This is a genomic window from Actinoplanes sichuanensis (genome assembly GCF_033097365.1).
In the GTDB taxonomy this organism is placed as follows: domain Bacteria; phylum Actinomycetota; class Actinomycetes; order Mycobacteriales; family Micromonosporaceae; genus Actinoplanes; species Actinoplanes sichuanensis.
Window position 1 is genome coordinate 1038998 of sequence record NZ_AP028461.1, and the last position, 24666, is coordinate 1063663.

General features: G+C 70.6%; 24 protein-coding genes. 8 read left to right on the top strand and 16 right to left on the bottom strand.

Annotated elements, in window-relative coordinates; translation table 11 throughout:
* Window positions 1–2: 2 nt before the first annotated feature.
* The 4 genes from Q0Z83_RS04520 to Q0Z83_RS04535 are packed head-to-tail and all read right to left on the bottom strand — an operon-like array spanning window position 3 to window position 3277.
* Complete coding sequence (locus Q0Z83_RS04520) at window positions 3–905, bottom strand: phosphotransferase family protein (RefSeq protein WP_317792506.1); 903 nt, start codon at window positions 903–905, stop codon at window positions 3–5.
* Window positions 906–963: 58 nt separating this feature from the next.
* Window positions 964–1341 (bottom strand): VOC family protein, encoded by a 378-nt coding sequence (locus Q0Z83_RS04525; RefSeq protein WP_317792507.1) that lies wholly within the window; start codon window positions 1339–1341, stop codon window positions 964–966.
* Window positions 1342–1380: 39 nt separating this feature from the next.
* Complete coding sequence (locus Q0Z83_RS04530) at window positions 1381–2562, bottom strand: metallophosphoesterase (protein ID WP_317792508.1); 1182 nt, start codon at window positions 2560–2562, stop codon at window positions 1381–1383.
* Window positions 2563–2620: 58 nt separating this feature from the next.
* A complete protein-coding gene (locus Q0Z83_RS04535; protein ID WP_317792509.1) occupies window positions 2621–3277 on the bottom strand; it encodes a nucleoside/nucleotide kinase family protein in 657 nt (218 codons plus the stop codon).
* Window positions 3278–3412: 135 nt separating this feature from the next.
* Between Q0Z83_RS04535 and Q0Z83_RS04540 the strand changes: the two genes are divergently transcribed.
* Window positions 3413–4252, top strand: coding sequence for a ScyD/ScyE family protein (locus Q0Z83_RS04540; RefSeq protein WP_317792510.1), 840 nt, complete (start codon window positions 3413–3415; stop codon window positions 4250–4252).
* A 139-nt stretch (window positions 4253–4391) separates the two neighbouring features.
* On the opposite strand, the gene Q0Z83_RS04545 is transcribed toward Q0Z83_RS04540, so the two are convergent.
* Window positions 4392–5054, bottom strand: coding sequence for a hypothetical protein (locus Q0Z83_RS04545; protein ID WP_317792511.1), 663 nt, complete (start codon window positions 5052–5054; stop codon window positions 4392–4394).
* A gap of 238 nt (window positions 5055–5292) precedes the next feature.
* Between Q0Z83_RS04545 and Q0Z83_RS04550 the strand changes: the two genes are divergently transcribed.
* Both Q0Z83_RS04550 and Q0Z83_RS04555 read left to right on the top strand, forming a co-directional pair.
* A complete protein-coding gene (locus tag Q0Z83_RS04550) occupies window positions 5293–6096 on the top strand; it encodes a polysaccharide deacetylase family protein (protein ID WP_317792512.1) in 804 nt (267 codons plus the stop codon).
* Window positions 6093–7139 (top strand): glycoside hydrolase family 26 protein, encoded by a 1047-nt coding sequence (locus tag Q0Z83_RS04555; protein ID WP_317792513.1) that lies wholly within the window; start codon window positions 6093–6095, stop codon window positions 7137–7139. The genes Q0Z83_RS04550 and Q0Z83_RS04555 overlap by 4 nt, the downstream gene beginning before the upstream one ends.
* Here the strand turns inward: Q0Z83_RS04555 and Q0Z83_RS04560 are convergent.
* The 6 genes from Q0Z83_RS04560 to Q0Z83_RS04585 are packed head-to-tail and all read right to left on the bottom strand — an operon-like array spanning window position 7129 to window position 14176.
* Window positions 7129–8178, bottom strand: a complete 1050-nt coding sequence (locus Q0Z83_RS04560) for a glycoside hydrolase family 26 protein (RefSeq protein ID WP_317792514.1) — start codon at window positions 8176–8178, stop codon at window positions 7129–7131. The two genes, Q0Z83_RS04555 and Q0Z83_RS04560, sit on opposite strands and share 11 nt — an antisense overlap.
* A 24-nt stretch (window positions 8179–8202) precedes the next feature.
* Window positions 8203–8979, bottom strand: a complete 777-nt coding sequence (locus Q0Z83_RS04565) for a DUF1616 domain-containing protein (RefSeq protein WP_317792515.1) — start codon at window positions 8977–8979, stop codon at window positions 8203–8205.
* A complete protein-coding gene (locus Q0Z83_RS04570; RefSeq protein ID WP_317792516.1) occupies window positions 8976–11015 on the bottom strand; it encodes a hypothetical protein in 2040 nt (679 codons plus the stop codon). The genes Q0Z83_RS04565 and Q0Z83_RS04570 overlap by 4 nt, the downstream gene beginning before the upstream one ends.
* A 29-nt stretch (window positions 11016–11044) precedes the next feature.
* Window positions 11045–12364, bottom strand: coding sequence for a glycosyltransferase family 2 protein (locus Q0Z83_RS04575; protein ID WP_317792517.1), 1320 nt, complete (start codon window positions 12362–12364; stop codon window positions 11045–11047).
* Window positions 12361–13317, bottom strand: a complete 957-nt coding sequence (locus tag Q0Z83_RS04580; RefSeq protein WP_317792518.1) for a glycosyltransferase family 2 protein — start codon at window positions 13315–13317, stop codon at window positions 12361–12363. The genes Q0Z83_RS04575 and Q0Z83_RS04580 overlap by 4 nt, the downstream gene beginning before the upstream one ends.
* Window positions 13318–13360: 43 nt before the next feature.
* On the bottom strand, window positions 13361–14176 hold the full coding sequence (locus tag Q0Z83_RS04585; protein WP_378078932.1) for a glycosyltransferase family 2 protein: 816 nt from the start codon (window positions 14174–14176) through the stop codon (window positions 13361–13363).
* 927 nt (window positions 14177–15103) lie between these two features.
* Here Q0Z83_RS04585 and Q0Z83_RS04590 point away from each other — a divergent pair.
* From Q0Z83_RS04590 to Q0Z83_RS04600, 3 genes are all read left to right on the top strand, one after another.
* A complete protein-coding gene (locus Q0Z83_RS04590) occupies window positions 15104–16039 on the top strand; it encodes a sulfotransferase family protein (protein ID WP_317792520.1) in 936 nt (311 codons plus the stop codon).
* A gap of 65 nt (window positions 16040–16104) precedes the next feature.
* Window positions 16105–17016 (top strand): glycoside hydrolase family protein, encoded by a 912-nt coding sequence (locus Q0Z83_RS04595; protein WP_317792521.1) that lies wholly within the window; start codon window positions 16105–16107, stop codon window positions 17014–17016.
* Between the two features lie 251 nt (window positions 17017–17267).
* The gene (locus Q0Z83_RS04600; protein WP_317792522.1) at window positions 17268–18230 is read left to right on the top strand and encodes a serine/threonine-protein kinase; all 963 of its coding nucleotides are present in this window, start codon (window positions 17268–17270) and stop codon (window positions 18228–18230) included.
* Here Q0Z83_RS04600 and Q0Z83_RS04605 read toward each other — a convergent pair whose 3' ends face one another.
* Window positions 18231–18515, bottom strand: coding sequence for a hypothetical protein (locus tag Q0Z83_RS04605; RefSeq protein ID WP_317792523.1), 285 nt, complete (start codon window positions 18513–18515; stop codon window positions 18231–18233). It abuts the gene before it with no gap.
* Window positions 18516–18522: 7 nt separating this feature from the next.
* Window positions 18523–19653 (bottom strand): hypothetical protein, encoded by a 1131-nt coding sequence (locus tag Q0Z83_RS04610; protein ID WP_317792524.1) that lies wholly within the window; start codon window positions 19651–19653, stop codon window positions 18523–18525.
* An 86-nt stretch (window positions 19654–19739) separates the two neighbouring features.
* Between Q0Z83_RS04610 and Q0Z83_RS04615 the strand changes: the two genes are divergently transcribed.
* A complete protein-coding gene (locus tag Q0Z83_RS04615) occupies window positions 19740–20225 on the top strand; it encodes a hypothetical protein (RefSeq protein ID WP_317792525.1) in 486 nt (161 codons plus the stop codon).
* A 4-nt stretch (window positions 20226–20229) separates the two neighbouring features.
* Here the strand turns inward: Q0Z83_RS04615 and Q0Z83_RS04620 are convergent, their stop codons facing one another.
* Window positions 20230–21096: a universal stress protein gene (locus tag Q0Z83_RS04620; RefSeq protein WP_317792526.1), complete on the bottom strand. Its 867-nt coding sequence runs from the start codon at window positions 21094–21096 to the stop codon at window positions 20230–20232.
* Window positions 21093–22718, bottom strand: a complete 1626-nt coding sequence (locus Q0Z83_RS04625) for an amino acid permease (RefSeq protein ID WP_317792527.1) — start codon at window positions 22716–22718, stop codon at window positions 21093–21095. The genes Q0Z83_RS04620 and Q0Z83_RS04625 overlap by 4 nt, the downstream gene beginning before the upstream one ends.
* Window positions 22719–23015: 297 nt before the next feature.
* Here Q0Z83_RS04625 and Q0Z83_RS04630 point away from each other — a divergent pair, with 297 nt between their 5' ends.
* The gene (locus Q0Z83_RS04630) at window positions 23016–23354 is read left to right on the top strand and encodes an STAS domain-containing protein (protein ID WP_317792528.1); all 339 of its coding nucleotides are present in this window, start codon (window positions 23016–23018) and stop codon (window positions 23352–23354) included.
* Window positions 23355–23377: 23 nt separating this feature from the next.
* On the opposite strand, the gene Q0Z83_RS04635 is transcribed toward Q0Z83_RS04630, so the two are convergent.
* Window positions 23378–24658 carry a cytochrome P450 gene (locus Q0Z83_RS04635; RefSeq protein WP_317792529.1) on the bottom strand — a complete coding sequence of 427 codons (1281 nt, stop codon included), beginning with the start codon at window positions 24656–24658 and terminating at the stop codon, window positions 23378–23380.
* Window positions 24659–24666: the final 8 nt, after the last annotated feature.

The following is a 24666-nucleotide window of genomic DNA, read 5'->3' on the forward strand; positions in this document are numbered from 1 at the left end:
GGTCAGTCGACAGAGGACTTCCACCAGGTCCGCCGGGTGATGACCTCGTGCAGGCTCTCCAGCCGGGGCGTCAGCAGCGCGCCGTGCTCCGCCGGGTCGGTGACCGCCAGGCGCACATCGGCCGCCAGGTGGTTCGCGTGGCGGATCTCGCACGCGGCGCGCAGTTCGTCGGGCGCCGTCCCGGTCGCCTCGGCGACCACGTCCAGGGCGATCCACCGGTGTGGCCCGCTGTCCGCGATCACGAAGAACCAGTCGTCCATCGGATCGCCGAACCGGGCCCACTCGAAGTCCAGCAGCGCGGTGATCGTGCCGTCGTCGGCCAGCCAGTTGCCCCAGTGGCAGTCGGCGTGCACCGGCACCGCTGCGGAGACACTTTCCGGCGCGCCTTCGGCGATCGCGAGCAGTCCGTCGATCAGGGCGGCCGGCGCGACGGCGGCGATCGCGTCGATTTCTTCCACCAATGCGGTACGGCCGGTGAAGCCGCCGTGGTCGAGCGGTTCTCGGAGGATCGGGACGGCGTCCGCCGGCGGTGTCCACTCGTGCAGGACGCGGAGACGCCGCACCGCCTGCTCGGTCAGCGTCCGTGCAGCCGTCGCGTCGGCCTGCGGCAGCCCCATGCCCGGTGCCGTGCCGGGCATCCGTGCGTAGCAGGCGAACCGGACCTCGCCGTCACCGGCCGGGTGGACGCCACTGGCCAGCAGCGGCGCCGTGACCCCGGCCGGGAGATGCGGGGCCAGCGCGATCTCCCGTTCCAGACGCGGATGACGGCCCGCCTCGATGATCTTCACGACCACGTCGGCGCCGACGAACACCTGATGGGACAGGCTGTCGGCTACCGTCAGCGGTCCCGGATCGCGGCGTAGCGCGGCGGCTGCGATCTCCCGGGCCGGATGTCGGTCGGCCATTTCTCGAACCCCCGTGGTGTCGTCCCGGCGTGTTTCCGGGATCAACATAGGCCAACGGCTATCCCTCGGGACGGTAGGCGATCGCCTGCAGGGACCAGCTGTTGCCGTCCGGATCGCGGAAGTACACGAACCGGCCCCACGGCTGCTCGTCCACGTCACCCGTCTCGACCCCGGCGGCCAGCACCTGCTCGCGGGCGGCGTCCGCGTCCGCCACCACCACCTGGATCTCCTGCGTACCCGGTGTCTTCTCGGTGATGCCCTCGCCGATCGCGATCGAGCAGGCCGAACCGGGTGGCGTGAGCTGCACGAACCGCAGACCCTCGGACACCCGGTGATCGTGGTCGGCGGTGAAGCCGATCTTCTCGTAGAACGCCTTGGCCCGGTCGACGTCGGTCACCGGAACCGGGATGAGCTCGATCTTCCACGTTGCGGTCATGCCACCATCCTGCCGCCGATAGCGGTCAGAACGTGACCGCTATCGACCGGACCATAGTGTCAGCAGGGTGATCTCGCTGGGCGCGAAGATCCGGAACGGCGGGCCCCAGAAACCGGTGCCCCGACTGGTGTAGAGCTGCGTGCGCTCGGAGTGCCGGGACAGGCCCTGCAGGCTCGGCTGGTCGGTGAGGACCAGATAGTGGAAGGGCCACATCTGGCCGCCGTGGGTGTGCCCGGACAGCTGCAGGTCGATGCCGTGCGCCACCGCGTCCTTGATCTGCTGCGGCTGGTGGGCCAGCAGCAGGACCGGCAGATCCGGGTCGGCGCCGGACAGCGCGGCCTCGTGGTCGGTCCGGTGGCCGGGCAGGCCGGAACCGCCCGCGGTCCGGTCGTCGACACCGGCCACCACCAGTGTGTCGCCGCCCCGGGTGACCAGGACGTGCCGGTTGTGCAGCGTCTGCCAGCCGAGGTGCTCCATGTGCTCGACCCAGCCCTGGGCGCCGCTGTGATACTCGTGGTTGCCGGTCACGTAGACCCGCGCGAACCGGGCCCGGATGTCGGCCAGCGGTGCGGCCATCTCCAGACGCTGCTCGACCAGACCGTCGGCGATGTCGCCGGTGTGCGCCACGATGTCCGCGTCGAGCGAGTTGACCACCTCGGTGACACCCCGCGACCAGCGCGAACGGTCGATCGGCCCGTAGTGGGTGTCGGTGATCAGCACGACCTTGAGCCCGTCCAGCCCGGGACCGAGCCGGGGGATCGTCACGTCCACCCGCCGCACCCGCGACACCCGCATCGCCTCGGCGTAACCCCAGATCAGCAGGCCGGCCGAGACCACCACGACGCCCGCCGACACCACCCGCGAGCGGATCGGATCGTCGACCCCGGCGGCCAGCAGCACCAGGCCGGCCAACTGGCCGATCAGTGACCAGGTGAACAGCACCCAGACCACACCGAGCAGGGTGTCGGCGATCCGGGACTCGAGGTCACGGTGGCCGCCGTGCCCCCGGAACATCAGATAGGGGAAACCGGCCGCCACCCCGAGGAACAGCAGCGTGCCGGCGACGAAGACCGGCAGCGGCCAGTCGTTGCCGGACCAGACGAGCGTCGCCCACGGCACGCCGAACAACAGCGACAGCACCGCGACCAGAACCAGACCGAAACGCGCGAACCGAGGCCCGCGCCTGCGCGGCTCGGTCTCGACCGCCTCATCCACCGACATGACGGCAAGCATGCCACCGTGCCGCACCGAAATCCGAAAGCCGTTACTCAGCCCACTCTCAGCCGATGGCCAGGGCTGCGTAATCCACGATCAGGTCGGCCCGGTCGCGGGCGGCCACGATCAACTCGGCGTTGCGCTCGTCGGTGCCGGTCGCCCAGGCCTCCGCGGCGGCCGGCTCCTTGCCGAACCTGATGTGCCGTTCGATCAGGCGCCGCAGCCGCTCGCCGTCGTCCAGTTCGGCATACCAGACCTCGGTCAGCAGCTCCCGCACCGGCGTCCATCGGGGCTGGTCGAGCAGCAGGTAGTTGCCCTCGGAGACGATCAGCCGCGCGGTCCGGGGCACCGGGATGCTGCCGGCGATCGGCTGCTCCAGGACCCGCTCGAACCCGGGCGCGTAGATCATCTCGTCGCGGTCCTCGATCAGCCGCCGCAGCAGGGCCGCGAAGCCCCAGGCGTCGAAGGTGTCCGGGGCGCCCTTGCGGTCGCGCAGCCCGATCCGGTCCAGCTCGACGTCGGCCAGGTGGAAACCGTCCATCGGCACGTGCGCCACCCAGTCCGGTCCGAAACCGGGCGGCGGATCCGCGGACAGCGCCTCGACCAGCGCGGCGGCCAGGGTGGTCTTGCCCGCCGCGGGCGGGCCGGCGATGCCGAGGACCGCCCGACGACCGTTCCCGGCCAGGTCACGGGCGCGGGACACCAGTTCGGCGAAGGTCATGCGCCGACCGTACCGGTCATCCTCCCGGGGGTCGGATCAACGACTCCCGGCGGTGAACGGCCGTTCGGGCGATAGGCGAGGGCAAAGGTGGCAAAAGAACCTGTCCGAGGAGAGTCGACTACACGGGGGTTCTAGTTGCTCACGATCCGTTCCTATCTTGCTGTCTTCGGGCTGCTGATCGCCGGTCACGGCACCGATCCGGTGCTTCCGCTGCCGGGCCGGACATCGGTCGAGATCGTCGCCCGCGGTCTGGACAACCCGAGAGGCCTCGCCTTCGGATCGCGCGGGGAGTTGTACGTGGCCGAGGCCGGACGCGGTGGCCCCTCGGGAGCGATCACGATGATCGAATTCGGCCACCAGTGGCGAGTGGCATCGGGCTTGCCGTCGGCCGAGGACGGGGTGGCCGGACCGTCCGACGTGACGATCGACGCGGACGGCGAGCCGGTACACACGTCCACCGCCGAACCCGGCCTCTACCGTGGCGCGAACCGGCTGACCACCAGCCCGGCGCCGGTGGCCGCGGCGGATTCGGTCATCGTCGACGCCCGTGAGCGGGCCCTGCTGCGGATCGGCCCGCGCGGCCGGTTGCGGACGGTCGCGACCTTCCCGGCGCCGGGGGTGCCGAGTTCGGTGACGGCGGGTCCGGACGGCGCCTGGTTCGTCGGCGAGACGTTCGACCCTTCGCTGGTACGCCCACCCGCCGCCCGGATCTGGCGGGTCGAACCCGGCCGGGCCCCGCGGGTGTGGGCCACCGGCTTCACCGGCGTCGTCGACCTGGCCTGGGGGCCGGGCAACCGTCTGTACGTCCTGGAGCGCGGCACGCTGACCAGCGTCGACGTGCAGGGCACCCGTCGGGTGGTGACGAGAACCGGGCTGAACTCCCCGGGCGGTCTGGCCCTCCGGGGCGGCCACGCCTACGTCTCCACCTGCAGCACCTGCCGAGACACCGGAGCGGTCCTGAAGATCCGCCTGTAAGACCTCGGCCGGCCCGCAGAGCTCTGCGGGCCGGGCCGGTGACCCGACGCTTCCGCCCGAGAGGCGCCTTGGCGGGCGGGACTGTCGCCTGCGTCGCGTCGTGGCCACGCGAGCCGGCGTAGCCGTACCGAATAAGGGGTCAGGGTTTGTTCTTCAGGCCGAGCCGGAGGCCGGCGACGCCCGCGGGGGACAGCGGCCGCGCGGTGGCCCGGGTGAGGTCCTCGTGGATGGCGTCGGGGAGTTCGTCGCCGAGGGCGCACAGCGCCGGGAAGAGGTCGAGGACCTGCCGGTGGCTGAGCGCGCCGACCCCGATGAGCAGGCCGTTCAGAGCGGTCGGGCTCTGCGTGAGGCTGATGCAGAGTTCCTGGCGCCAGGCCGCGTCGTGGACGTGGTCGGGGAACTCGCGGGCGATCCGGTTGCCGGAGGGTGCGCGCAGGCCGCCGAGCGCGGTCTGCCGGAAGCGGGCGACGCTCGGGGCGAGCCGACAGGCGATCCCGAGGCGCCGGGCCAGTTGCGGGACGGTGAGCACGTCGAGTCCGGAGGCGCACCGCTCGCAGAGGCGTTCGTAGGTCTGCGCGTGGATCACCGAAGCCGGGCGCTGGCAGGCGCCGTCGAGCCCGCATATCGGGTCGAGTATCACCTCGGTGAGGGTGCCCTCATGGTCGAAGCGGCCGACCGCGAAGTACGTGGCCGGGGCGGTCCGGTAGTGGGCCAGCGCGGCGCGGGCGCTGGCGTAGCCGTCGGGGTCCACGCCGATACGTGGGACGCCGCTTTCGGTGTGCAACTGAATGAGGCGGAACATGGTGCGCGCTCCCGGGGTTTAGAGCGGTTTCGGTGTTGCCCTCCGATACGTCTCCGGTTGGCCTTCGGTTCACATATCACTTTAAGTAATGATCGTGTGACGCCGTTTGCGCTGGCCGAGGACTTGGAAGGTCTCGGACATTACTGGCTGTAGTGTGAAAAGGCCAGAGGTCCAGTCGAACGGAGGACCCGGCGCGGCGATCACAGCGGGTAACTTTGGCGGCCGGAAAGAGAAGATCATGGGGGAGGACGCGGTGACCACGCTGCCCGCGCTGATGTACCACTCGGTCTCCGGAGTCGACGGTCCGCTGCGTGACCTCGCGGTGCCACCGGAACGGCTGACCGAGCAGCTCAACGCACTGAGTGACGCCGGTTACCGACTGGTCGGGCTGACCGAGGCGCTCGATCTGCGGGCGGCCGGCAGCACCGAGCGCCTGGTCGCGCTCACCTTCGACGACGGTTACCGCGACTTCCTCACCGAGGGTGTCCCCGCGCTGCGCAAGGTGGGCGCCGGTGCCACCCTCTACGCCTCGGTCGGACACCTCGGTGGTCACGCCGGGTGGCTCGGCCGGTATGCCGACGACTTCGGCCCGATGCTGACCTGGGACGAGCTGGCCGAGGTGGCCGACGCCGGTATCGAGATCGGCAACCACAGCCTCGTGCACCACCCGCTCGACGTGCTCTCTCCGGCGCAGCTGCGCGAGGAGGTGGTGAGCAGCCGCGACCAGCTCGAACAGCGCCTGCAGCGGCGGGTGCGGTCGTTCGCCTACCCGCACGGCTACAACAGCGCCCTGGTCCGCCGGGTGGTCGAGCGGTCCGGCCACGACAACGCCACCGAGGTCGGCCGGCGCCCGCACACCCCGGCCGAGCGCCGGTTCGCGGTGCCCCGCTTCCAGCCCACCCCGGACCACACCGGCGCCGACCTGGTCGCCCTGGTCGCGCAGACCGCGGCCACCCCGGCCGCCCGGCTCCGGCAGTGTGCCCAGCCGGGCTGGCGGATGGTCCGCCGGCTGGCCCGCAAAGCCGGTCGGGAGCTGACGTGACCGGCTCGCATCGGCGCGTCGACGACGTGGTCACCCGGCGCGGGCTGCTCGGCCTGGCCGGGCTGGGGGTGGCCTCCTCGGCGGGTGTCTTCGGCATGTGGAAGGCGGCCGCCCGCGAGGCGCCGCTCGCGGTCAGCGGCACACCCACCTCGGCCCCGTCGGCGACCCCGTCCCCCTTCACCGACGCCGGACAGAAGCTCGGCGGGACCGTCGCGTTCACCGCCGGTAAGGCGATGCTCGGCTCCTACCTGGGGCTGGACGGCATGACCTACCCGGAGGCGGTCGAGCTGCGCCGCGGGCAGATCGGCCGGGATCAGCGGATCACCCACGTCTTCTACGCGTGGGAGGACAAGCTCCCGGACAGGATCGAGGGGAAGCCGAAGGACTCGATCCCGATGGTGTCGTGGCGCGGCCCGAAGTACGGCGAGATCCTCGACGGCGACGCCGACGACCTGATCGCCGCGGCCGCCCGCCGCATCCGTGACCTGGACCAGCCCGCCCTGCTGCGGTGGGGCTGGGAGATGAACGGCGACTGGTACCGCTGGGGCGGGGCCAAGAACGACCAGGACACCGAGGGGTACGTGAAGTGTTTCCGGAAGCTGCGGAAGATCTTCGACGACGAGGGTGCCGAGAACGTCTCGTGGGTGTGGAGCCCGAACTGGAACTCCAGCCCGAAGGCCGACTGGAACCGGATCGACGCCTACTACCCGGGTGACGACTACGTCGACTGGGTCGGTGTCTCCGGCTACAACCTGCACAAGGAGGCGCCGGCCACGCTGTTCGACCCGGTCTACGCCAAGTATTCGCCGCGCAAACCGATCATGATCACCGAGGTCGGGTCCAAGGACTACGGCGGCACCACCAAGGCCGACTGGATCCGTCAGCTCACCACCTATGTGGAGCAGCGGCCGGCGATCGGCGGGGTGGTCTGGTTCGACACCGACACCCACCCCAGTTATCCCGAGCACTGGCGGCTCGACTCGCTGCCGGACGCGGCCGCCGCGTACCGGGAGATGGCCGGCAACGCCCGGTTCAGCGGCTGAACAGCTCCCGGTACACCTCGGACGATCCGGTGTTCGGCAGGCAGTCCGGATCGTCCGGCCGCAGGATCGCCGACTGGGAGACGGTGCCGTCACAACGCTGGAACCACGCCTCGTACGCCAGGTACGGGGCGTGTTCCGCGAACCAGGCGTGCATCCAGCGCACGAAGTCCGGGTTGTCCTTCCCGGCGTCGCCGGTCGGCATCACACCCCATTCGCCGACCGAGAACGGCTTGCCGTGCGCGCGGGCGAACGCGAACAGCCAGTCCAGGCCCTCGGGGGCCGCCGCGGTCCGATCGAAATCGGCCTCGGTCGGCGACCACGGATGGTGGTCATAGTTGTCCACACCGATCACGTCGACGTACTCGTCACCCGGGTAGCAGTTGGTGCTCAGCCCGCCGCACAGATCGGCCGGCGTGTTGTGCGCGTTGATCGTCCAGTCCAGCAGGACCAGAGGGTTCGTCGCCCGGATGGCGGTCGCGGCCCGCCGGTAGCAGTCGATGTAGGCGGTCGCGTCGAGGCCCCGCCAGGCCATCGAGGACTCGTTCATCTCCCAGCCCAGCCGCACCACCGAGGCACCCCGGCCGTGCTGGGTCATCAGCGTCCCGAAATCCCGCCAGTGCTGGTCGTAGACACCCGCCGCACAGTCCTTCACCAGGGCTTCACCCTTGTCCGGGACCAGCGACTGGGAGATCACCAGGACACCGTCGAAACCGGCGAACGACTCGAACACCCAGGCCGAGCCGCGGGTCATCGACTCGTAGTCGGTGCGGTCGGTGTAGGTCTGCGCCATCCCGCACGGGCGGCCGCGGTCGGTGCAGAAATCGGTCACCGAGGCGGTGTCGAGCAGCGGGAAGCCGTTCACCCCGGACAGCCCGTTCACGCCCGGCCAGGCGCCGGCCTCCCGGGGGAGCGCGATCATCTCCCGAGCCGACCGGGGATCCGGTCGCGCGGGTGTTTCCGCCGCCTGTGGCGCCTCGGCGGCCGGCGTACAGCCGGCGACCAACAGCAGTGCCGCGACCATCCAGCGGCGAGACGGCATGCGGGCGACTCCAGGTCTGCGGTCCTACGGAACTTCCGAGATGATCAGCGTACGGAACGCAGCCGCCTCTTGACCTCGGAAAAGGTTCATCGTGACCCGCTCGTCGCCCGGCACGCTGACCTGGCCGGACCAGCCACCCGTGCCGTCCGGGGCCACGTCCTGCCGGCTCACCTCGACACCCGCCGGGTCGCTGAGCACCAGCGTCCACTCGCCCGCGGCCAGCCCGGTCGCCGCCACCTGGACCGGCCGGTTGCCGTCGGCGTCGATCGGGCCGGGCGGCTGGGCCGACAGGGTGCTCACCGTGACGTCGTAGGTGTCGACCGAGTCGGCGTACGACCAGACGCCCGCCCCGGCCACCAGCAGCACCGCCAGGACCAGCGGCAGCACGTCCCGGATCAGGCGGTCCTGAATCCCGGCCCGCGCGGCCCGCACCGGCCCGGGCCCGGTCTCCGGTGTCGCCGCCCGCAGCGTCCGGTAGTAGGCGGCCCCGGTCGCGATCAGCGTGCTCACCGCGCACACCAGGGTCCAGCTGGTCCGGTTCAGGTGCCCGCCGGCGCCCCACAGCACCAGGCCGCCGAGCACCAGCACGGCCAGACTCAGCGACGGCACCAGCACCGCCCGCTCGACCACCCCGATGTCGCGCCGCCCGGGCCGGAAGATCGCCTCGTTCAGCGCGTACCCGGGCAGCACGATCGCGAGCAGCAGCCCACCCGGCAGCGACAGCGGGAGCGGGCCGAACTCGACGGCGACCGACGCCAGCACGGTCAGGCCGGCCAGCACACCGGCACGTACCGGGTTCACGAGTCCTCCAAACGGTAGATCCGCACGGTGCCGTTGTCGTAGATCCGCGACATCTCCGGGATCAGGTCGAACTTGCCCAGCTGGGACTCGCTGAGCGGTGTCGTGATCCGGCCGGCCATCGGGTCGTCCTGGAAGTACGCGTTGTCGGCCGGGATCCGGTCGCTCAGCCGCCGGTCCACGACCAGGTAGCCGAGCGCCAGTTGACGGGCGAACTGCTCCTCGCCCTCGGTCCACCACGACGCCCAGTACAGCGGGCCGACCTCGCGGACCGGGTCGATCCGGCCGTACGTCGAGGACAGCGCCACCGCGGTGAGGTCGCCGCCGACCCGCGAGGAGTGCGGCAGGTTCCGGGCCTGCCAGTGCGCCGCGTCCACCCCGTAGGCGTCCACCGACCGCTCGTAGGAGGCCGGCAGATACGGACCCGGCACCAGCGCCGACACCGGCGGCCAGCCACCGGTCCGGGCGCCCACCATGAGCAACGTGATCAGCGTCGTACCGATGTACACCTGGTTGGCCAGACGCCGCCCGGTGGTGACCGCGACCCCCGGCGGCGGCACCGATCGCCAGCGCCGGCCGCTCTCGTCCTTGTCCGGGATGATCCGTACCGCGTGCACGATCGCGATCGCCGCGATGATCGACATCGGGATGTAGGTGAACGTCGACAGCCGCCCGGCGATCTCCGGCCCACCCGAGCCGAGGAACCGGGCCCCGTTACCGGCGAAGAACACCGCCCCGCCGACCAGCGCCGCCCACCGCCAGCTGTCCCGGTCCTTGCGCACGATCATGTCCCGGGCCACCGCCAGGAACAGCACGAACAGACCCAGCAGACCCAGCCCCTGTACGGCCAGCTGCCCCAGCGGCACCGCGCTCGCCGTACCGGTCTGCTCACTCGCGGCGCCGCCGAAGATCTGGCTCAGCGCGTCGGCCAGCCGTCGGGCCGGGGACTCCAGGTACGCGAGGACGTCCCGGGCCACCAGCCCGATCCAGGCGCACACCACCGCGAGGGCGACGGCCGGTGCGATCAGCGTGGCCCACGGGCGCGGCCGATCCAGGACCAGCTCCGTCACCGCCAACAGCAGCAACGTCGCGACCAGCGCGAACGCCGTCACATGGTGGCTGACCGTGGTCATCAGGATGCCGGCCACGACCAGGGCCAGGAACTTGTGGCCGCCGCCGGTCCGCCAGCGGCGGTGTGCCCAGACGGTGAGCATGAAGTAGGGCAGGGCGGCGGTCGCGTACAGGAACATCGAATTGAAGAACAGGTAGTGCATGGCCGTCGCGTAGGTCACGCAGGCGACCCCGGCCATCGCCGGGGAGTTGCCGGCCCGCAGCACGGCCGCGAACAGCAGGCCCACGAAGATCAGGTGCGCGATCCCGGCCACGATCGTCCCGGCCGCGGTCACCGGGAGCCCGGTGAGCAGCGACAACCCGGCGCCCATCTCGGCCAGCCCGGGGAAGTGCACGGCCGGTGGCAGCGCGTTGTTCGGCCGGAACAGGTCGCCGGACTCGGTGATCAGGGTGGTGGCCAGCCAGTGCTGGAGCTCGTCGGGGAACCGGAACTGATCCGGGCTGTACATCCACTTGAGCATGTACTGGTTCGCGGCCAGCCCCATCACCAGCACGAACGACTCGGCCACCCCGGCCAGCCGGCTCAGCAGCCGGAACACCACCGGGGAGAAGACGATGACCTGGCCGATCCAGTAGACGGCCATCGCCCAGCCGGCCTCGTGCCGGCCGCCCGCGTAGGCCAGGGCGACCAGCACCACGCCGAAGCTGGACACCGCCAGCACCCACGGCGCCCAGCCCAGGTCGTACACGCTACGCGCGGCCGGCTGGTCCCCGGCGGTCTCGCTCTCGGCCTGTTTGCGCACCGTGGTCAGGGCGTTGACCTTCGTCGCGGTGCTGCTCTTCGGCGCGTCGGGCAGGCGGAGGATCACCGTGTCGTCGGTGGTCTTCAGGGCGACCGTCTCGTCACCCGGCGCTTCCTGCTCCGCCTCCGGCGCCCCGTCCACGTCGGGCGTCGGGTGGTCCCCCATGGAAAGACCCTCCAGAATCGGGTTGTCGGTCAGCGGGCAGCGCGCAGCTTCGCCCGGGCCGCGCGGCGTCCTCGCAGGTACGCACCCGGTCCGGCCATCATCCCCCGCCGGTTGGCCGTGAGCAGCTCACGTGGGAAATCGTCCTGGAGAGTCGACACCCGCAGGCTGTCCGCTCCGGTGAGATCCCGCAGCGCGGTCGGGGCCAGCCGGATCAACGGCCACAGCAGTCCCGGCCGTCCGAGCAGCAGCCCGGTGTACGCGGCGGTCAGCCCGGTGCCGTACCCGACCATCTGCTTGTGCAGGCCCTCGAAGTCACGCCGGTGGTAGTGGTGGGTCACCGCGGTCGGCTGGTAGACGATCGTCCCGCCGGCCAGCAGCACCTGGGTGAACGCGAGGGTGTCCTCCGAGCCCATGGCCGGCGTGCCGGCGCCGAGCGCGTTGTCCCAGCCACCGATCCGCTCGATCACGCCGGGCCGGAACGTCATGTTCGCGCCGGTGCCGAACGGCGGCAGCGGGTAGAGCGGGCTCTGCAGGTGCGCGGTGTGCGGCCCGAAGGTGGCCGGGGTGAAGCCGCGGCCCTTGCTGTGCCCGCCGAACTGCTCGAACCAGACCTGCGCCCGGGTCTCCAGCTCGGCCGGCACGATCACGCCGGACACCACGTCGGCGTCCGGGTTGTCGACCAGTGCGCGGGCCACCTCGGCCAGCCAGTACCGGTCGGCCAGCTCGTCGTCGTCGAGCCAGGCGACGATCTCGCCGCGGGTCGCCGCCTCGGCCGCGTTGCGGGCGAACGACAGGCCGGCCTTCGGCTCCCGCAGGTACTCGATCGGGCCACGACGAGCCGCCGACCGGACCACCTCGGCGGTCGCCTCGGTGGCCGGGGCGTTGTCGACGACCAGGATCCGGGCCGGCATGTAGACCTGGCCGAGCAGGCTGTCCAGGCAGCGGGCCAGCGCACCGGGCCGCTCCCGGGTGCAGATCACCACGGTGATGTCGGGTGCCGTGGCGAGGGCCGCGCGCCGGCCGGCCAGGAAGGCCGGTTCGGTCGCCGGGACGATCCCGGTGACCGGCACCGGACCGTCGAGACGGGGCCGCAGCACGTCGCCGAGCGCCGCGTCGATCGCGGCGGCCAGCGCGACCGGGGTGAGACCCTGTTCCGGCACGTCGACCAGCATCGTGCCGAGCGGCTCGGTGAACAGCCGGACCAGTGCCCAGGCCTGCTGCACCCGGCGGCCGTCCGGTGCGGTCGCGGCGACCGACGGCAGTGGCTCGGAGATCTCCAGATCGAGGACGACGGCCGGCAGCACACCGGTGTCGTCGAGCCGCGGAGTGGCCGGGAACGTCGCGGTCACGGGGTGGCCTCCACCGGGGTACGGCGGCCGGGCCGCCTGGAGCTGACGGTTTCGACGACGCCACCGACACCGGCGGCGGCGACGCCGGCGACCACACCGCCGGCGCGCAGGAAGTGGTCCGAGCCGCGGCCCGAGAGGCCGGCGGCCAGGTGCCGGAACATCGCCCGGGGCAGCGACCACAGGTAGTTCTTCTCGGCGCCCAGGGCGTCGTTCTCGTGCAGGCCGGCCATCTGCACCTTGCCGCGGCCCTCGGCGTAGCAGCGGCGCACGAAGAACCGGAAGCTCGCCCGTTCGGCGGGCACCTCGTGCTGGATGACCGCGGCCGGCACGTACATCCAGCGGCCCCCGCTGACCTGGCTCATCCGCAGGCACAGGTCGGTGTCCTCGGGCCGGTTACGGGAGCCGAGCTTGCCGAAGCCGACCCGGAAACCACCGGCCCGCTCGAAGGCGTCCTTGCGGACGATCATGTTCGCCGACCAGACGTTGCGGATCGGCGAGGTCCGCGTCGGCATGCCCTTGTACGACCCGCCGACCGCCCACAGGAACTCGGCCGGCATCCAGCGCGGGGCCCGGCCCTCCCAAGCGGGCCGGATCGCGCCACCGGTGCCGACCACGGCCGGGTCGGTGAACGGCTCGATCTGGCGGGCCAGCCAGTTCTGGTCGGCGATGATGTCGTCGTCCAGGAACGCGATCAGCGGTGTCCGGGCGTGGAAGGCGCCGGTGTTCCGGTTACCGGAGACGCCCTGGGCGTACGCGTTCTGCAGCACCGTGATGCCGGGCAGCTCGCGTTTGATCCGCTCGAACATCGCCGGGTTGTGGTCGACGACCACGACGATCTCAGCGGGCGTGTGGGTCTGTGACCGGGCCGAGGCGAGCACCCGGTTCAGGTATTCCCAACGCACCTCGGAGTAGGTCGGGATCACGATCGTCGTGGCGAGGGGGGTGTGGTTCACGGGGTTCACGGGGGAGGGCTCCTGTGTGGCTCGTCGCGGGTCGTCAGTCGTCGAGCGGAACTCGTGACCGGGCGGCCCGGTTGAGGGGTGCGGCCTCGCGGCGGGGGTCGGCGGCGTGCCGGGGAGTGGCGGTGCGCAGCTGCGGCTTGGCCGGCAGGCGCAGGCTCTCCACGAAGGGGCGCAGGCCGCCACGGCGACGGCGGTGCATCCGGCCGTACTCGCTGAGGATGGTCCGCAGCACGCGGAAGCCGTCCTTGAAGGTGTTGAGGTTGCTCTGCCCGAAGATCCGCTCGTGCTCGATGCTGCCGACCTCGCCGACATTGAGCTTCTCGGCGACCGCCCGGATGTTGATCATCGTCTCGATCTCGAAGCCGTCGCCCCACAGCTTGCGGCCGCCGACCGGGCGGGGCAGCTGGACGTCCGGCAGGTCCAGGGCCGGCACGACCGAGCGCCAGAAGGCGTTGTAGCCGTAGCAGAGGTCGGTGAAGTGCGTCCGGAACAGGATGTTCACCACCAGGTTGAGCCCGTCGTTGCCGAGCTTGCGGAGCCGGGTGATGTCGTGGCTGTGACCGCCGTGGCTGAACCGGGAGCCCTTCACGAAGTGGTCGCCGCGGATCAGCTTCTCGACGAAGAGCGGAATCTCGGCCGGGTCGGTCGAGCCGTCGGCGTCGATCATCACGATGATGTCGCCCGTGCAGGCCGCGAAGCCGCAGGCCAGCGCGTTGCCTTTGCCGGTGCGGGTCTGCTGAACGATCACCGCGTCCGGCCGGAGCTGCCGCGCCACCTCGACGGTGCGGTCCTTGGAACCGCCGTCGACGACGACCACCTCGGTGATCATCGGCGGGAGCTTGGCGAACACGTGGGGGAGGTTCCGCTCCTCGTTCAACGTAGGAATGACGACGCTTACGGTCGGTGATTGCAGTCGGTCACTATCAGTGTTCGGGGTCACGTGCGAGAACTCCATGTCGGTCCCTTCCGGGGGCGGCAATACGACCGTTGCGACGGGCGGTTTGCACGGCCGCTCGCTTCGAGTGATCAACCTAGCAACGGATTACGCAGCGTCAACAGTCCGACGGGGCCATGAGGGTCACAGTGACGTTAAGTACCAGCTAGTAACGCTGCCGACATCGTGAGGGTTCCTGCCAGATCTCACTGTTAGTAGTGGACACCGGTGGACTTGGAAGGGCGAGAAGGAACGTCTACGACGAATATCCGAAAATCGGAGAAGTTCCTTAAATCCGGACAAGTCGGTTCGGTGGCGATTTCTACGAGCCGGCATACGACACTCACGGAACGTGTTTGAGGCGGTCCGGCTGCGGTGAAGGTGTAGTTGCAGTCGGTGAGGGTTAGCATCGATCTCGTTGGAAGCGCGTGGCCTGCGTCGCTGTGGACCGTTGGTGGAGTGATGGCGACTGAAACCGGACTCTGCGTCTGTGGGCACCCGTACCGGGCGCACGAGCACTACCGATCCGGCACTGAATGTGCCCTTTGTCCAGGTGCCGGCTGCCGGCGGTTCCGCTCGGCGGCGCCGTGGTGGCGGCGGTTGATCGGCCTCGGCCGTTCAGGCGGCCGGTAATCGTCCGGAGGCTGCCGGATCGGCCGACGCCGTGATCGGCCGCCCCGTCGGGTCCGGGTCGTCGGTTACCGGACGGTTCGCTTTTTTCGGGCGTACGCGCGGCCGGTAGCGGGCATCATGGCCCAACGAGGCGTCCGCCACCGGGGCCGGGGGCTGCGAAATCCTAGTTTATCTGTAGGCTAAGTGTCATTTCAGCCGAGGGGGATCCGCATGTCTCTTCCCGACTTCCTGATCGCCGGTGTGCCCAAAGCCGGGACCACCGCCCTGCACGCCGCCCTGACCGGCCACCCCGACCTCTACCTGTCGCCGGTCAAGGAGCCCAAGTTCTTCCTCTCCGACGGCCCGCCGCCCACCATCGGCGGCCCCGGCGACGTGCAGACCTACCAGGAGCACATCTGGCGCCGACCGGACTACGAGAAGCTGTTCGCCGCGGCGCCGCCGAAAACCCTCAAGGGCGAGGCGACACCCTTCTATCTGTACGATCTGACGGCCCACGACCGCATCCAGGCGCTCATTCCGGACGTGAAGCTGGTCATCCTGCTCCGTGACCCGGTCGACCGCGCCCACTCCAACTGGACCCACCTGTGGGTGGCCGGTCTCGAGGAGGAGGCCGACTTCCTGGCCGCCTGCCACGCCGAGGAGGCGCGTAAGGCGCGGCACTGGGCCGACTTCTGGCACTACATCGGCCTCGGCCTCTACGGGCGGCAGCTCCAGCACCTCTACCAGCGGTTCTCCCGTGATCAGGTGCTCCTGCTGCGCTACCGCGACCTCAAGGACAACCCGGCCGAGACCCTGGACCGGGTCTGCTCCTTCCTCGGTGTGCGCACCGGCATCCTGACCGCCATCCCCAGGGAGAACGTGAACCGGCACTACGTCGAGGACAACGGGGTCAACCGGGTGCTGCGGAGCCTGCTGCGGGCCGGCGGTGACTTCGGCCATCGGTTCCCGGTCCCGCTGCGCCTGGCCGCCCGCGGCCCACTGCTCACCCTGCTGCACCGCACCAAGGGGAACCGGCCGGTCACCACGCCCGAGGAACGCGCCGCGCTGCTGCCCTACTTCGCCGACGACATCGCCCTGTTGCAGGATGTCACCGGCGAACGGTACGACGACTGGCTCAGTCTGGACCGACACGCCCGAGTCGCCTAAACCCCACTATCTCGATAGATGATGCAAGCTTGACGGATTCGTCGCCGACTACCAGGGGAGCCGCGTTGACCATCGGAACCACCGCTCTGCCACTGCCCGGCTGGGAAGACGCCACGGTGGTGGTCGAGCCGCCCGGATCCGAGCCGGGCGCCTGGTCCGGCGCCCCCAGCACGGTCCACGCTGACGGGTACGTCTATCTGGCGTACCGGCTGCGGCTCCCGATCGGCGCCGGCCGGGGCATCGCCAACGTGGTGGCCCGCTCAGCCGACGGACTCACCTTCACCGTGGTCGCCGAGATCACCAAGGACCGGTTCGGCGCCGAGTCGCTCGAACGGCCCGCGCTGGTCCGCACCGCCGAGGGGCGGTGGCGGCTCTACGTCAGCGCCGCCACCCCCGGCACCAAACACTGGCGGGTCGACCTGCTCGAAGCCGACACCCCGGAGGGCCTGACCGACGCCGAGCCGCGCACCGTGCTGGCCGGCGACGAGACCGCCGGCGTCAAGGACCCGGTGCTGCACCACGACGGCCACGGCTGGCACCTGTGGGCGTCGGTGCATCCGCTCGAGTCCTGGGACGACGCCGACCGGATGACCACCGAGTACGCCACCAGCCCCGACGGCGTGCACTGGACATGGGTGCGGACCGCGCTGCGCGGCCGGCCCGGCGCATGGGACGCCCGGGGCGTACGCGTCTCGTCGGTCGTCGTCGACGGTGACCGGATCGTCGCCTCCTACGACGGCCGGGCCACCGCCGGGGAGAACTGGGAGGAGCGCACCGGCGTCGCGCACGGCGTGCGGCTGGCCGACGGCACGTTCGGCGAGTTCACCGCCGAGGAACGGGAGCCGGTCGGCAGCCCGCACGAGCCGCACGGGCTGCGCTACCTCAGTCTCGTCGCGCTTCCCGACGGACGGCAGCGGCTGTACTACGAGGCCACCCGGCCGGATGGGGCGCACGATCTGCGTACCGAATTGTTCTGACTCAGCGTGATCGTCCGCGGGCACACGATGATCAGTTGAGAGCGTGATCACCCCAGGTGGGGGTCGGTCTCTGGCCTCCCGGGGTGATGACCTAACGTCGTCGGCGACGTCAGGTGGGCGCGAAAAACGGCCGCACTGTCGAATGGCGGAGTCAATCACCCACAAGGTGACGGGCTCCGCCATCTCTTTAGTTTTGTGCCTGGCCGGCTCGGGTAACGGCAGCCCTTGAAACATTGCTACAGGGGGTGCGGATGCGGACACTGGGCGGCCGGTACCGGCTGGTCAACCGGATCGGCCTGGGCGGCATGTCGGAGGTGTGGCGCGGGCACGACCGGGTCCTCGACCGGCCGGTCGCCGTCAAGATCATGCATCCGGCGGTGGAGGGCACCCTCGGGGAGACCGGGGTCGCGCTCGTCCGTGCCGAAGCCCGCTCCGCCGCCCGGCTCGCCCACCCCAACGTCGCCGGGGTGCACGATTTCGGGACCTCGCCCGGGGCGGAGCGCGATGTGCCGTACATCGTGATGGAACTCGTCGAAGGGCAGACCCTGAGCGAACATCTCGCCGGAGGCCCGATCGACTGGCGCATCGGAGTGCGGATCTGCGCCGAGGTGGCCGCCGCGCTCGCCGCCGCCCACGCCGAGAACGTGGTGCACCGTGACATCAAACCGGCGAACATCATGCTCACCCCGTCCGGCGCGAAGGTCCTCGACTTCGGCATCGCGGCCGTCGTCGGCACCCCCGAGGTCGACCCGGACGGCCCGGTCATGGGCACCCCCGCCTACATCGCCCCGGAACGCTTCGACGGCCACCCGGCCACCCCGGCCGCCGACATGTTCGCCCTCGGCACGCTGCTCTACCACTGCCTGGCCGGACGGTTGCCGTGGTCGGCGCGCACCCACACCGAGATGGTGATGGCGCAACGCTTCGCCGACCCGGAGCCCCTCCCGCACCTGGATTTCCTGCCGACCGAGGTGCTCGACCTGTGCTCCCGCTGCCTGGCCCGCGACCCGTCGGAACGGCCGACCGCCCTGGTCGCGGCCCTGCTGCTGGCCGAGGCCGTCGACGCCCGCGTCTACGTCCCGCTGGGCGAACTGTCCTCACCCGGAAGCCGCCCACCGGCCATCTCCCCCTGGGACGAACGAGCCGCCGCCGCCCCGACGTCGGCGGTGGCCCCCGCCGACGACGCCGACCACATCGGTCGCCACCGGGCCTGACTAACAGTCCTCCTCGGTCGTACGCCCACGCTCCCTGTCGAAGTCTTCGCGGAGCCGGCGGAAACGCTGGATAACCCTGTCACCGTGCGCTGCGAAGTGCTCGCGGTAGGCCTCGATCTGCAACAGGTCCCGGCCCCGAGCGCCATTGAGAATGTTCTCCTGCATCTCTCGGACGATCGCGTCGGTGGCCGGCGGCGCGTCACGGATGTGACGTCGGAGTTCAGCGCGTATCCGGGAAATGGCTTCGCGATCGATCGGCGGGACAGGGAAATCATCTGCGTTCATATCGGCCTCACTTCGACGCCGGGACGGAGATGCAATTCCGGCCGAGAGGGTCCGGGTCTGCCAGCAACAGGTCAGCGACCACCAGCGGTGGCTCCTCGGGTAGACCGGCGATCGCGGTCAGGATCTTGCCGGCGTGGTATATCTGCCGGAAGAAGTCGACGATGAACAGGATCGCGTCGCAGAGGGCGATGACCGCAGCGGCGATCGTGCTCAGCCCGTCGGTGACGAGTCCCATGATGGCGAGAGCCGCCTCAAGCAGGAGGTCGATCAGCTCGCCGACGAGATAATTCAGGTTCTCGTAGCCGTAATAGGCGATCTCGATGTAACCCTCACACGTGCCGTACAGGAACTTGTCGTAAAACTCGGTCTCCACCGTCATCGCATCGTGCAAGTGCTGCATCCATGTCAGGCCCAGAGTGGCGGCGTTACCGTCCCAGGTCGCTGCCAGCGCGTCGTCGGTGTGCGCGATGTTGTCGGTCATGGCGGCCACCGAGAACGCGACGTGTTTCCAAGCGACCGCGTATCGCGCGAACACCGTCCAGTCTCCGGCGAGCCAGTCGAGGGCCTCTTTGACCGGATCTCGGCCGTATACCTCCTTGATCGCGAATCGCAGCCACCAGTTGAGGCTCACTGTGTCGTTGACCTTGCCGACCCACTGAGCCACCTCGGCAGCTTTCGGTTCCAGGCTGTCGGTTGGCTCGTCCGGCGGTGACGCCACCGCGCGGGTGGGATCGGCCACGTCGTCGAATCCGGCCGCCGGTGCGAAGTGGTGATCCCAATGAGCTGGATCCGGGTCGAGCGCCGGTCTCTGTAGGAGGACGGGGATCCGAATCGCGGCGTCGAGTTCGGCGGCATTCTGTTTCTCGATGGAGCGATAGGTCGCAGCGGAAACGCCGAGATTGACTGCTCCGCTCTGCCATACGCCGTTGACCCAGTGCAGGCGGTGGTCCGCGCGTTCGATCTGTTCGTCGTGGTTGTAACTGAAGTACGCGAGTAGACCCTGACCGCCGAGTTGGTCAGCAGTACCTTTGCTGAGATGCTTCGTGATGTATCGCTGAATGTCCGGGATCACGTTGCGATTTCGATCGAGCAGCGCGGCCGCCTGATCGAGGGCCTCCGGGTCAACTCTGAACGTCACATGGCCTCCCATGGTCGGCTGCTCCCCCGATGAATGCAGAGTCGCACGGTGGTGCGCGGCACAGCTACCCCGCTAAATTCATCGACATGAGCCGTCCCCGCGTGCTTCGGTCCCTCGCCGGCCTGCTCTTCTTCTCGGTTTCGGGCGGCGTGCTGATCTGTCTGCCGCTGCTCGCCGCCCTGGCGTTCCTGACCGCCGCCGACCCGGGACCGGTGCCGGCCGGGTTGATCGCTGCGATGACCGGATTCGCGCTGCTCGGAGCGTTTCTCCTACGGATCGCTCTGGTCCGGGTGGTGCTGCACGACGACCACGTTCAGCTCGTCAATCCGCTGCGCACGTTCCGGTTCTACTGGTTCGACGTGGAGGACATCGACCTCGTCTCGAGTGGTGGGTGGATCGTGCGGGTCTGGGCCGGTGGGGTGCCGCGCTGGGCCTGGGGGGTGTCCCGGATCGGACAGTTCGGTCTGCCGTTCGCATCGGTGCACGACGACCCGGCCAAGGACGCGCCGCGATTCGTGCACGACGGATACCGGGAGATGCGGGCCGCGTGGAAGCGGGGGAGCCGGGCGTAAGGCTTCAGGGGGCGCGGGGTACGACCACGACCGGGCGGCGGGCTCGGTGCAGCAGGCGGGCCGAGACGCCGCCGAGCAGGACCCGGCGGGCCGGGCCGTAGCCTCGGGAACCGCAGAACAGCACGTCGACGTCGTCCAGTTCGGCCAGGGACTCGACCACGTCGCCGGAGCGCAGCTCCCACTCCACGGTGACGTCGGGGACCGATTCGGCGGCCTTGCGCAGCGCCTCCTCGTAGGACTCCCGGGCGGTGTCCAGGAAGGCCCGCTCGGCGTCCTCGCCCAGCAGGAACGGGCGGGCCGCGTCACCCCGCGTCACCACCGTGACGAGTCGTAACGGGGTTCCGGTGCGGCCGGCCAGCCGGGCCGCGGTGGCCAGGGCGGCCCGGCCGTCGGGGGTGTCCACATAGGCGACGCCGATCCGGCCGAGGGTTCCCGGTGGGGTGGGCATCCCGGCCGGGGCCACCGCCACCGGGCAGACACTGCCGGCGAGGAGGCGCCCGGCAGTGCTGCCGGCGAAGGTGCGGGAGTTCGGTGCGGCCGCCGCCGAGCCGACCACGATCAGGGCCGCGGTCAACTGTTCGGCCAGGTCGTGCAGGCCGTGGGCGGCTGAACTGGAGGCGATCACCCGGTATTCGGCGTTCAGCGGCTGCAGGGCGCGGGCCTCGTCGAGGGCACGCTCGGCGGCGGCCCGGCGGTCGCTGATCCATTCAGCGTCGACCCGGCCCGAGCCGATCGCCGACGGCGCCGGATGTACGGCGGCCACCACCAGGGGGGCGTCCAACGTGGTGGAGGCCCAGTGACCCAGGGCGAGCGCGTCGGCGGACGAGGGGCCGCCGTCGACGCCGACGATCACCGCCCCGGCGGCCGTCATGATCTCCTCCCGTCGTCGTCGGGTCGCGGGGGAGCGGTCGGCGGCGTCTCCGGCGGAGCGGAAGGCGCAGACGTCTCCGCCGGCCCGGGAGCGGACGCGGCCCCGGTCGACGATGCGGCCCCGGTCGACGGCGCGGCCCCGGTCGACGGTGCGGCCCCGGTCGACGGTGCGGTCCCGGCGGGGGAGGCGGCCTCGGTCGCCGCGGCGGGCACCGGCGAAACGGGGGCGGTGCGGAGCCGGGAGTTGCGGTAGCCGTAGGCGAAGTAGATCACCAGGCCGACCGCCAGCCACGCCACGAACCGCAGCCAGGTGTCCCAGGGCAGGTCGGTCATCAGGTAGATGGCGAACGCGATGCCGAGCAGCGGCAGGACCGGAGACCACGGCACACGATACGGCCGGGGCATGTCCGGGCGGGTCCGGCGCAACACGATCACCCCGATGTTGACCAGCACGAACGCGAACAACGTCCCGATGTTGACCAGTTCCACGATGGTGCCCAGGGGGACCAGCGCCGCCAGGATCGCGATCAGCACCCCGAGCCCGATGGTCAGGCGCGCGGGTGTCCCGTACCGCTGATTGACGGTGGCGAGGCGGCGCGGCAGCAAGCCGTCGCGGCACATCGCGAAGAAGATCCGGGTCTGCCCGTAGAAGATCACCAGGACCACGCTGGTGATCGCGACGACCGCCCCGAGGGCCAGGATCGCGGCCGCCCAGTTCAGCCCGGCGCCCTGGTCGAGGGCGGCGGCGAGCGGGGCGTCCGACTCGGCCATCTGCGCGGGGCTGGCGATGCCGATCGCGCCGACCACGGTCAGCACGTAGAACACCGTGCAGATCAGCAGCGAGCCGAGGATCGCCATCGGCAGGTCCTTGGCCGGGTTGCGGGCCTCCTCGCTGCCGGTGGAGACGGCGTCGAACCCGATGTACGCGAAGAAGATGATCGCCGCGGCCGCGGTCACCCCGTCGACACCCTCCGGCGCGAACGGGGTGAAGTTGTCGGTGCTGAAGTTGACGAACGCGACGACGATGAAGAACACCAGCACGGCGAGCTTGATCGCGACCATGATCAGATTGGCCCGGACGCTCTCGGTCACGCCACGGACCAGCAGCAACGTGATCGCCAGAACGATGAAAACGGCCGGCAGGTTGAACACGCCACCCTCTTCGGGGGCGGCCGAGATCGCATCCGGCAGCGCATACCCGAACGTCGCGTCCAGGAACGCGTTCAGGTTGCCACCCCAGCCGACCGCGATGGCGGCGACCGACACCCCGTACTCCAGGATCAGGTCCCAGCCGATGATCCACGCGACGAGCTCACCGAGCGTCGCGTAGGCGTAGGTGTAGGCGCTGCCGGACACCGGGATCGACGACGCCAGCTCGGCGTAGGACAGCGCCGAGAACGCGCAGGCCACCGCGGCCAGCACGAACGACAGGATCACCGCCGGTCCGGCCAGCGACGAGCCCTTGCCGATGACCACGAAGATACCGGTGCCGATGATCGCGCCGACCCCCATGGCGGTCAGTTGGGTCGCCCCGACCGCCCGTTTCAGCTGCGTGCCCTCCTCGGATGTCTCCGAGATCAGCGAGCGCACGTCTCGTACCGCGAAGATGCCCCGTCCAGCCATCGGCTCTCCTCCCAGGAATCTCCCAGCCACCGTCTCCCCGGCCCCCACGGCCACGCAAGATGATCGGCGCGATGCGCCGAAACCCGTCCCTCCACTTGCGATTTCCGCCCATCACCAGACGGATGCGGTACGGCTACCCGCCCACCGGTCGAGCGGTGCGCCGGAGCGCGATCCGTCCGTTTGCGGCGCTCGGCGCGTACCCCGTGTCCGCTACTCGGGGGCCGCCGCACGGGAGGGTGTGATCCGGGCGGATGCTCGGTTCGCCGGGGCGGAGGCGGGGTTATGGGCGGGGCCGCGATGACGGCACGACGGCAGGCCGACGGGGCGACCGTGGTGGACGTGCGGGGAAGCCTGGACGCATCGACCGTGAGCGGACTGCGGGTGGCGATGCTCGACGCCCTGCACCGGGACCGGCCCCGGCTGATGATCGTGGACCTGACGCTCGTCACGTTCATGGACTCGACCGGGATCGGGCTGCTCGTCGGCGGTCACCGGTCGGCTCTCGACCAGGGCACCCGGTTCGTGGTGCGCAACCCCAGCGAGTTCGTGCACCGGCAGCTGCGGCTCACCGGGCTGACCGGGCTGCTCGGCTTGCCCTCGACGAACGCGTGCCCGGGCTGGCGGGTGGGCGGGTGACGGTCACAGCGTCCTGAGCCGTCTCACCGCGTCCGGGTCGGCACCGCGCTGACCTGGACCGGGAAGTGGATCGGGCCCCGGATCAGGCCCGAGCTGCGGCGGCGTACCGTGCCCGCGCGGCGCAGGCCCGGCATCCGCTCGGCCAGCCGCTGGAGGGCGACCGTCGCCTCCAGCCGGGCCAGCGGCGCGCCCACGCAGTAGTGGATGCCGCTGGAGAACGCCAGGTGGTCGGCCTCCGGGGTGCGATGGATGTCGAACCGGTCGGGATCGGTGAACACCGCCGGGTCCCGGCCGGCCGCGCCGATCAGCGTCACCACGAACTGCCCGGCCCGGACCCGCTGCCCGGCCAGTTCCAGATCCTCCCGGGCGCACCGCCCGGTCCGCTGCACGGGCGGATCCCAGCGCAGTGTCTCCTCGACCGCCGGACCGGCCAGCCCGGCTGGGTCCGCGCACAGCGCCTCCCACTGCTCCGGGTGGTCGAGCAGCGCGTTGACCGCGTTGCCGATCAGGTTGACGGTCGTCTCGAACCCGGCGACCAGCAGCAACCGCAGCATCGGCAGGATCTCGTGGGCCGAGATCTGGTCGCCCTCGGTGGCCAGGATCCGGCCGATGACGTCGTCGACGGGCGCGGCCCCGGACTCCACCGCCGCCCGCCGGGCCGCGATCAGCCTGATGAACACCGCGTCGAGCTCGGTCTTCGCGGTCTGCAGCCGGGCGGCGTGGCGCAGCGAGCGGATGCCGTCGAGCGCGCTGCCGATGGCCGCGCCGTGCCTGGCGAACCCGGCGGCGTCACTGTCCGGGATGCCGAGCAGATCGCTGATCACCGCGATCGGCAGCGGCGCCGAGAAGCCGCTGACCAGATCGAACGTGCCCCGCTCGGCGGCCGCGCCGAGCAGCTTGTCGACGGTCTGCTCGACCTGCGGGCGGAACCCGGTGATCTGGCGTGGACTGAACGACGGCTGGGCCAGGCGACGCAGCCGGGTGTGGTCGGGTGGGTCACGGTCCAGGAACGACATGTCGACCTGCTGGCCGGGAGCGGCCGGACCGGTCGTCGCCGACGCCATCACCCCGAACCGGCGGTCGCGCAGGACGGCGTTGCACACCTGATGGCTGACCGTGACGAAGTTACCGAGGCGGGTCGGCACCAGGTCGCCCTGGGCACGCAGGCCCTCGTAGATCGCGTACGGGTCGTGGCGGCCGGGCGCCAGATGCAGCCGGGACATCGGGTCGCCGTGGACGTAGCCGTGGTAGGCGATGTCGAGTCGACGACGGTACAGGGTGGTGGCGAAACGTAGAGCGCGCAACGGGTCCC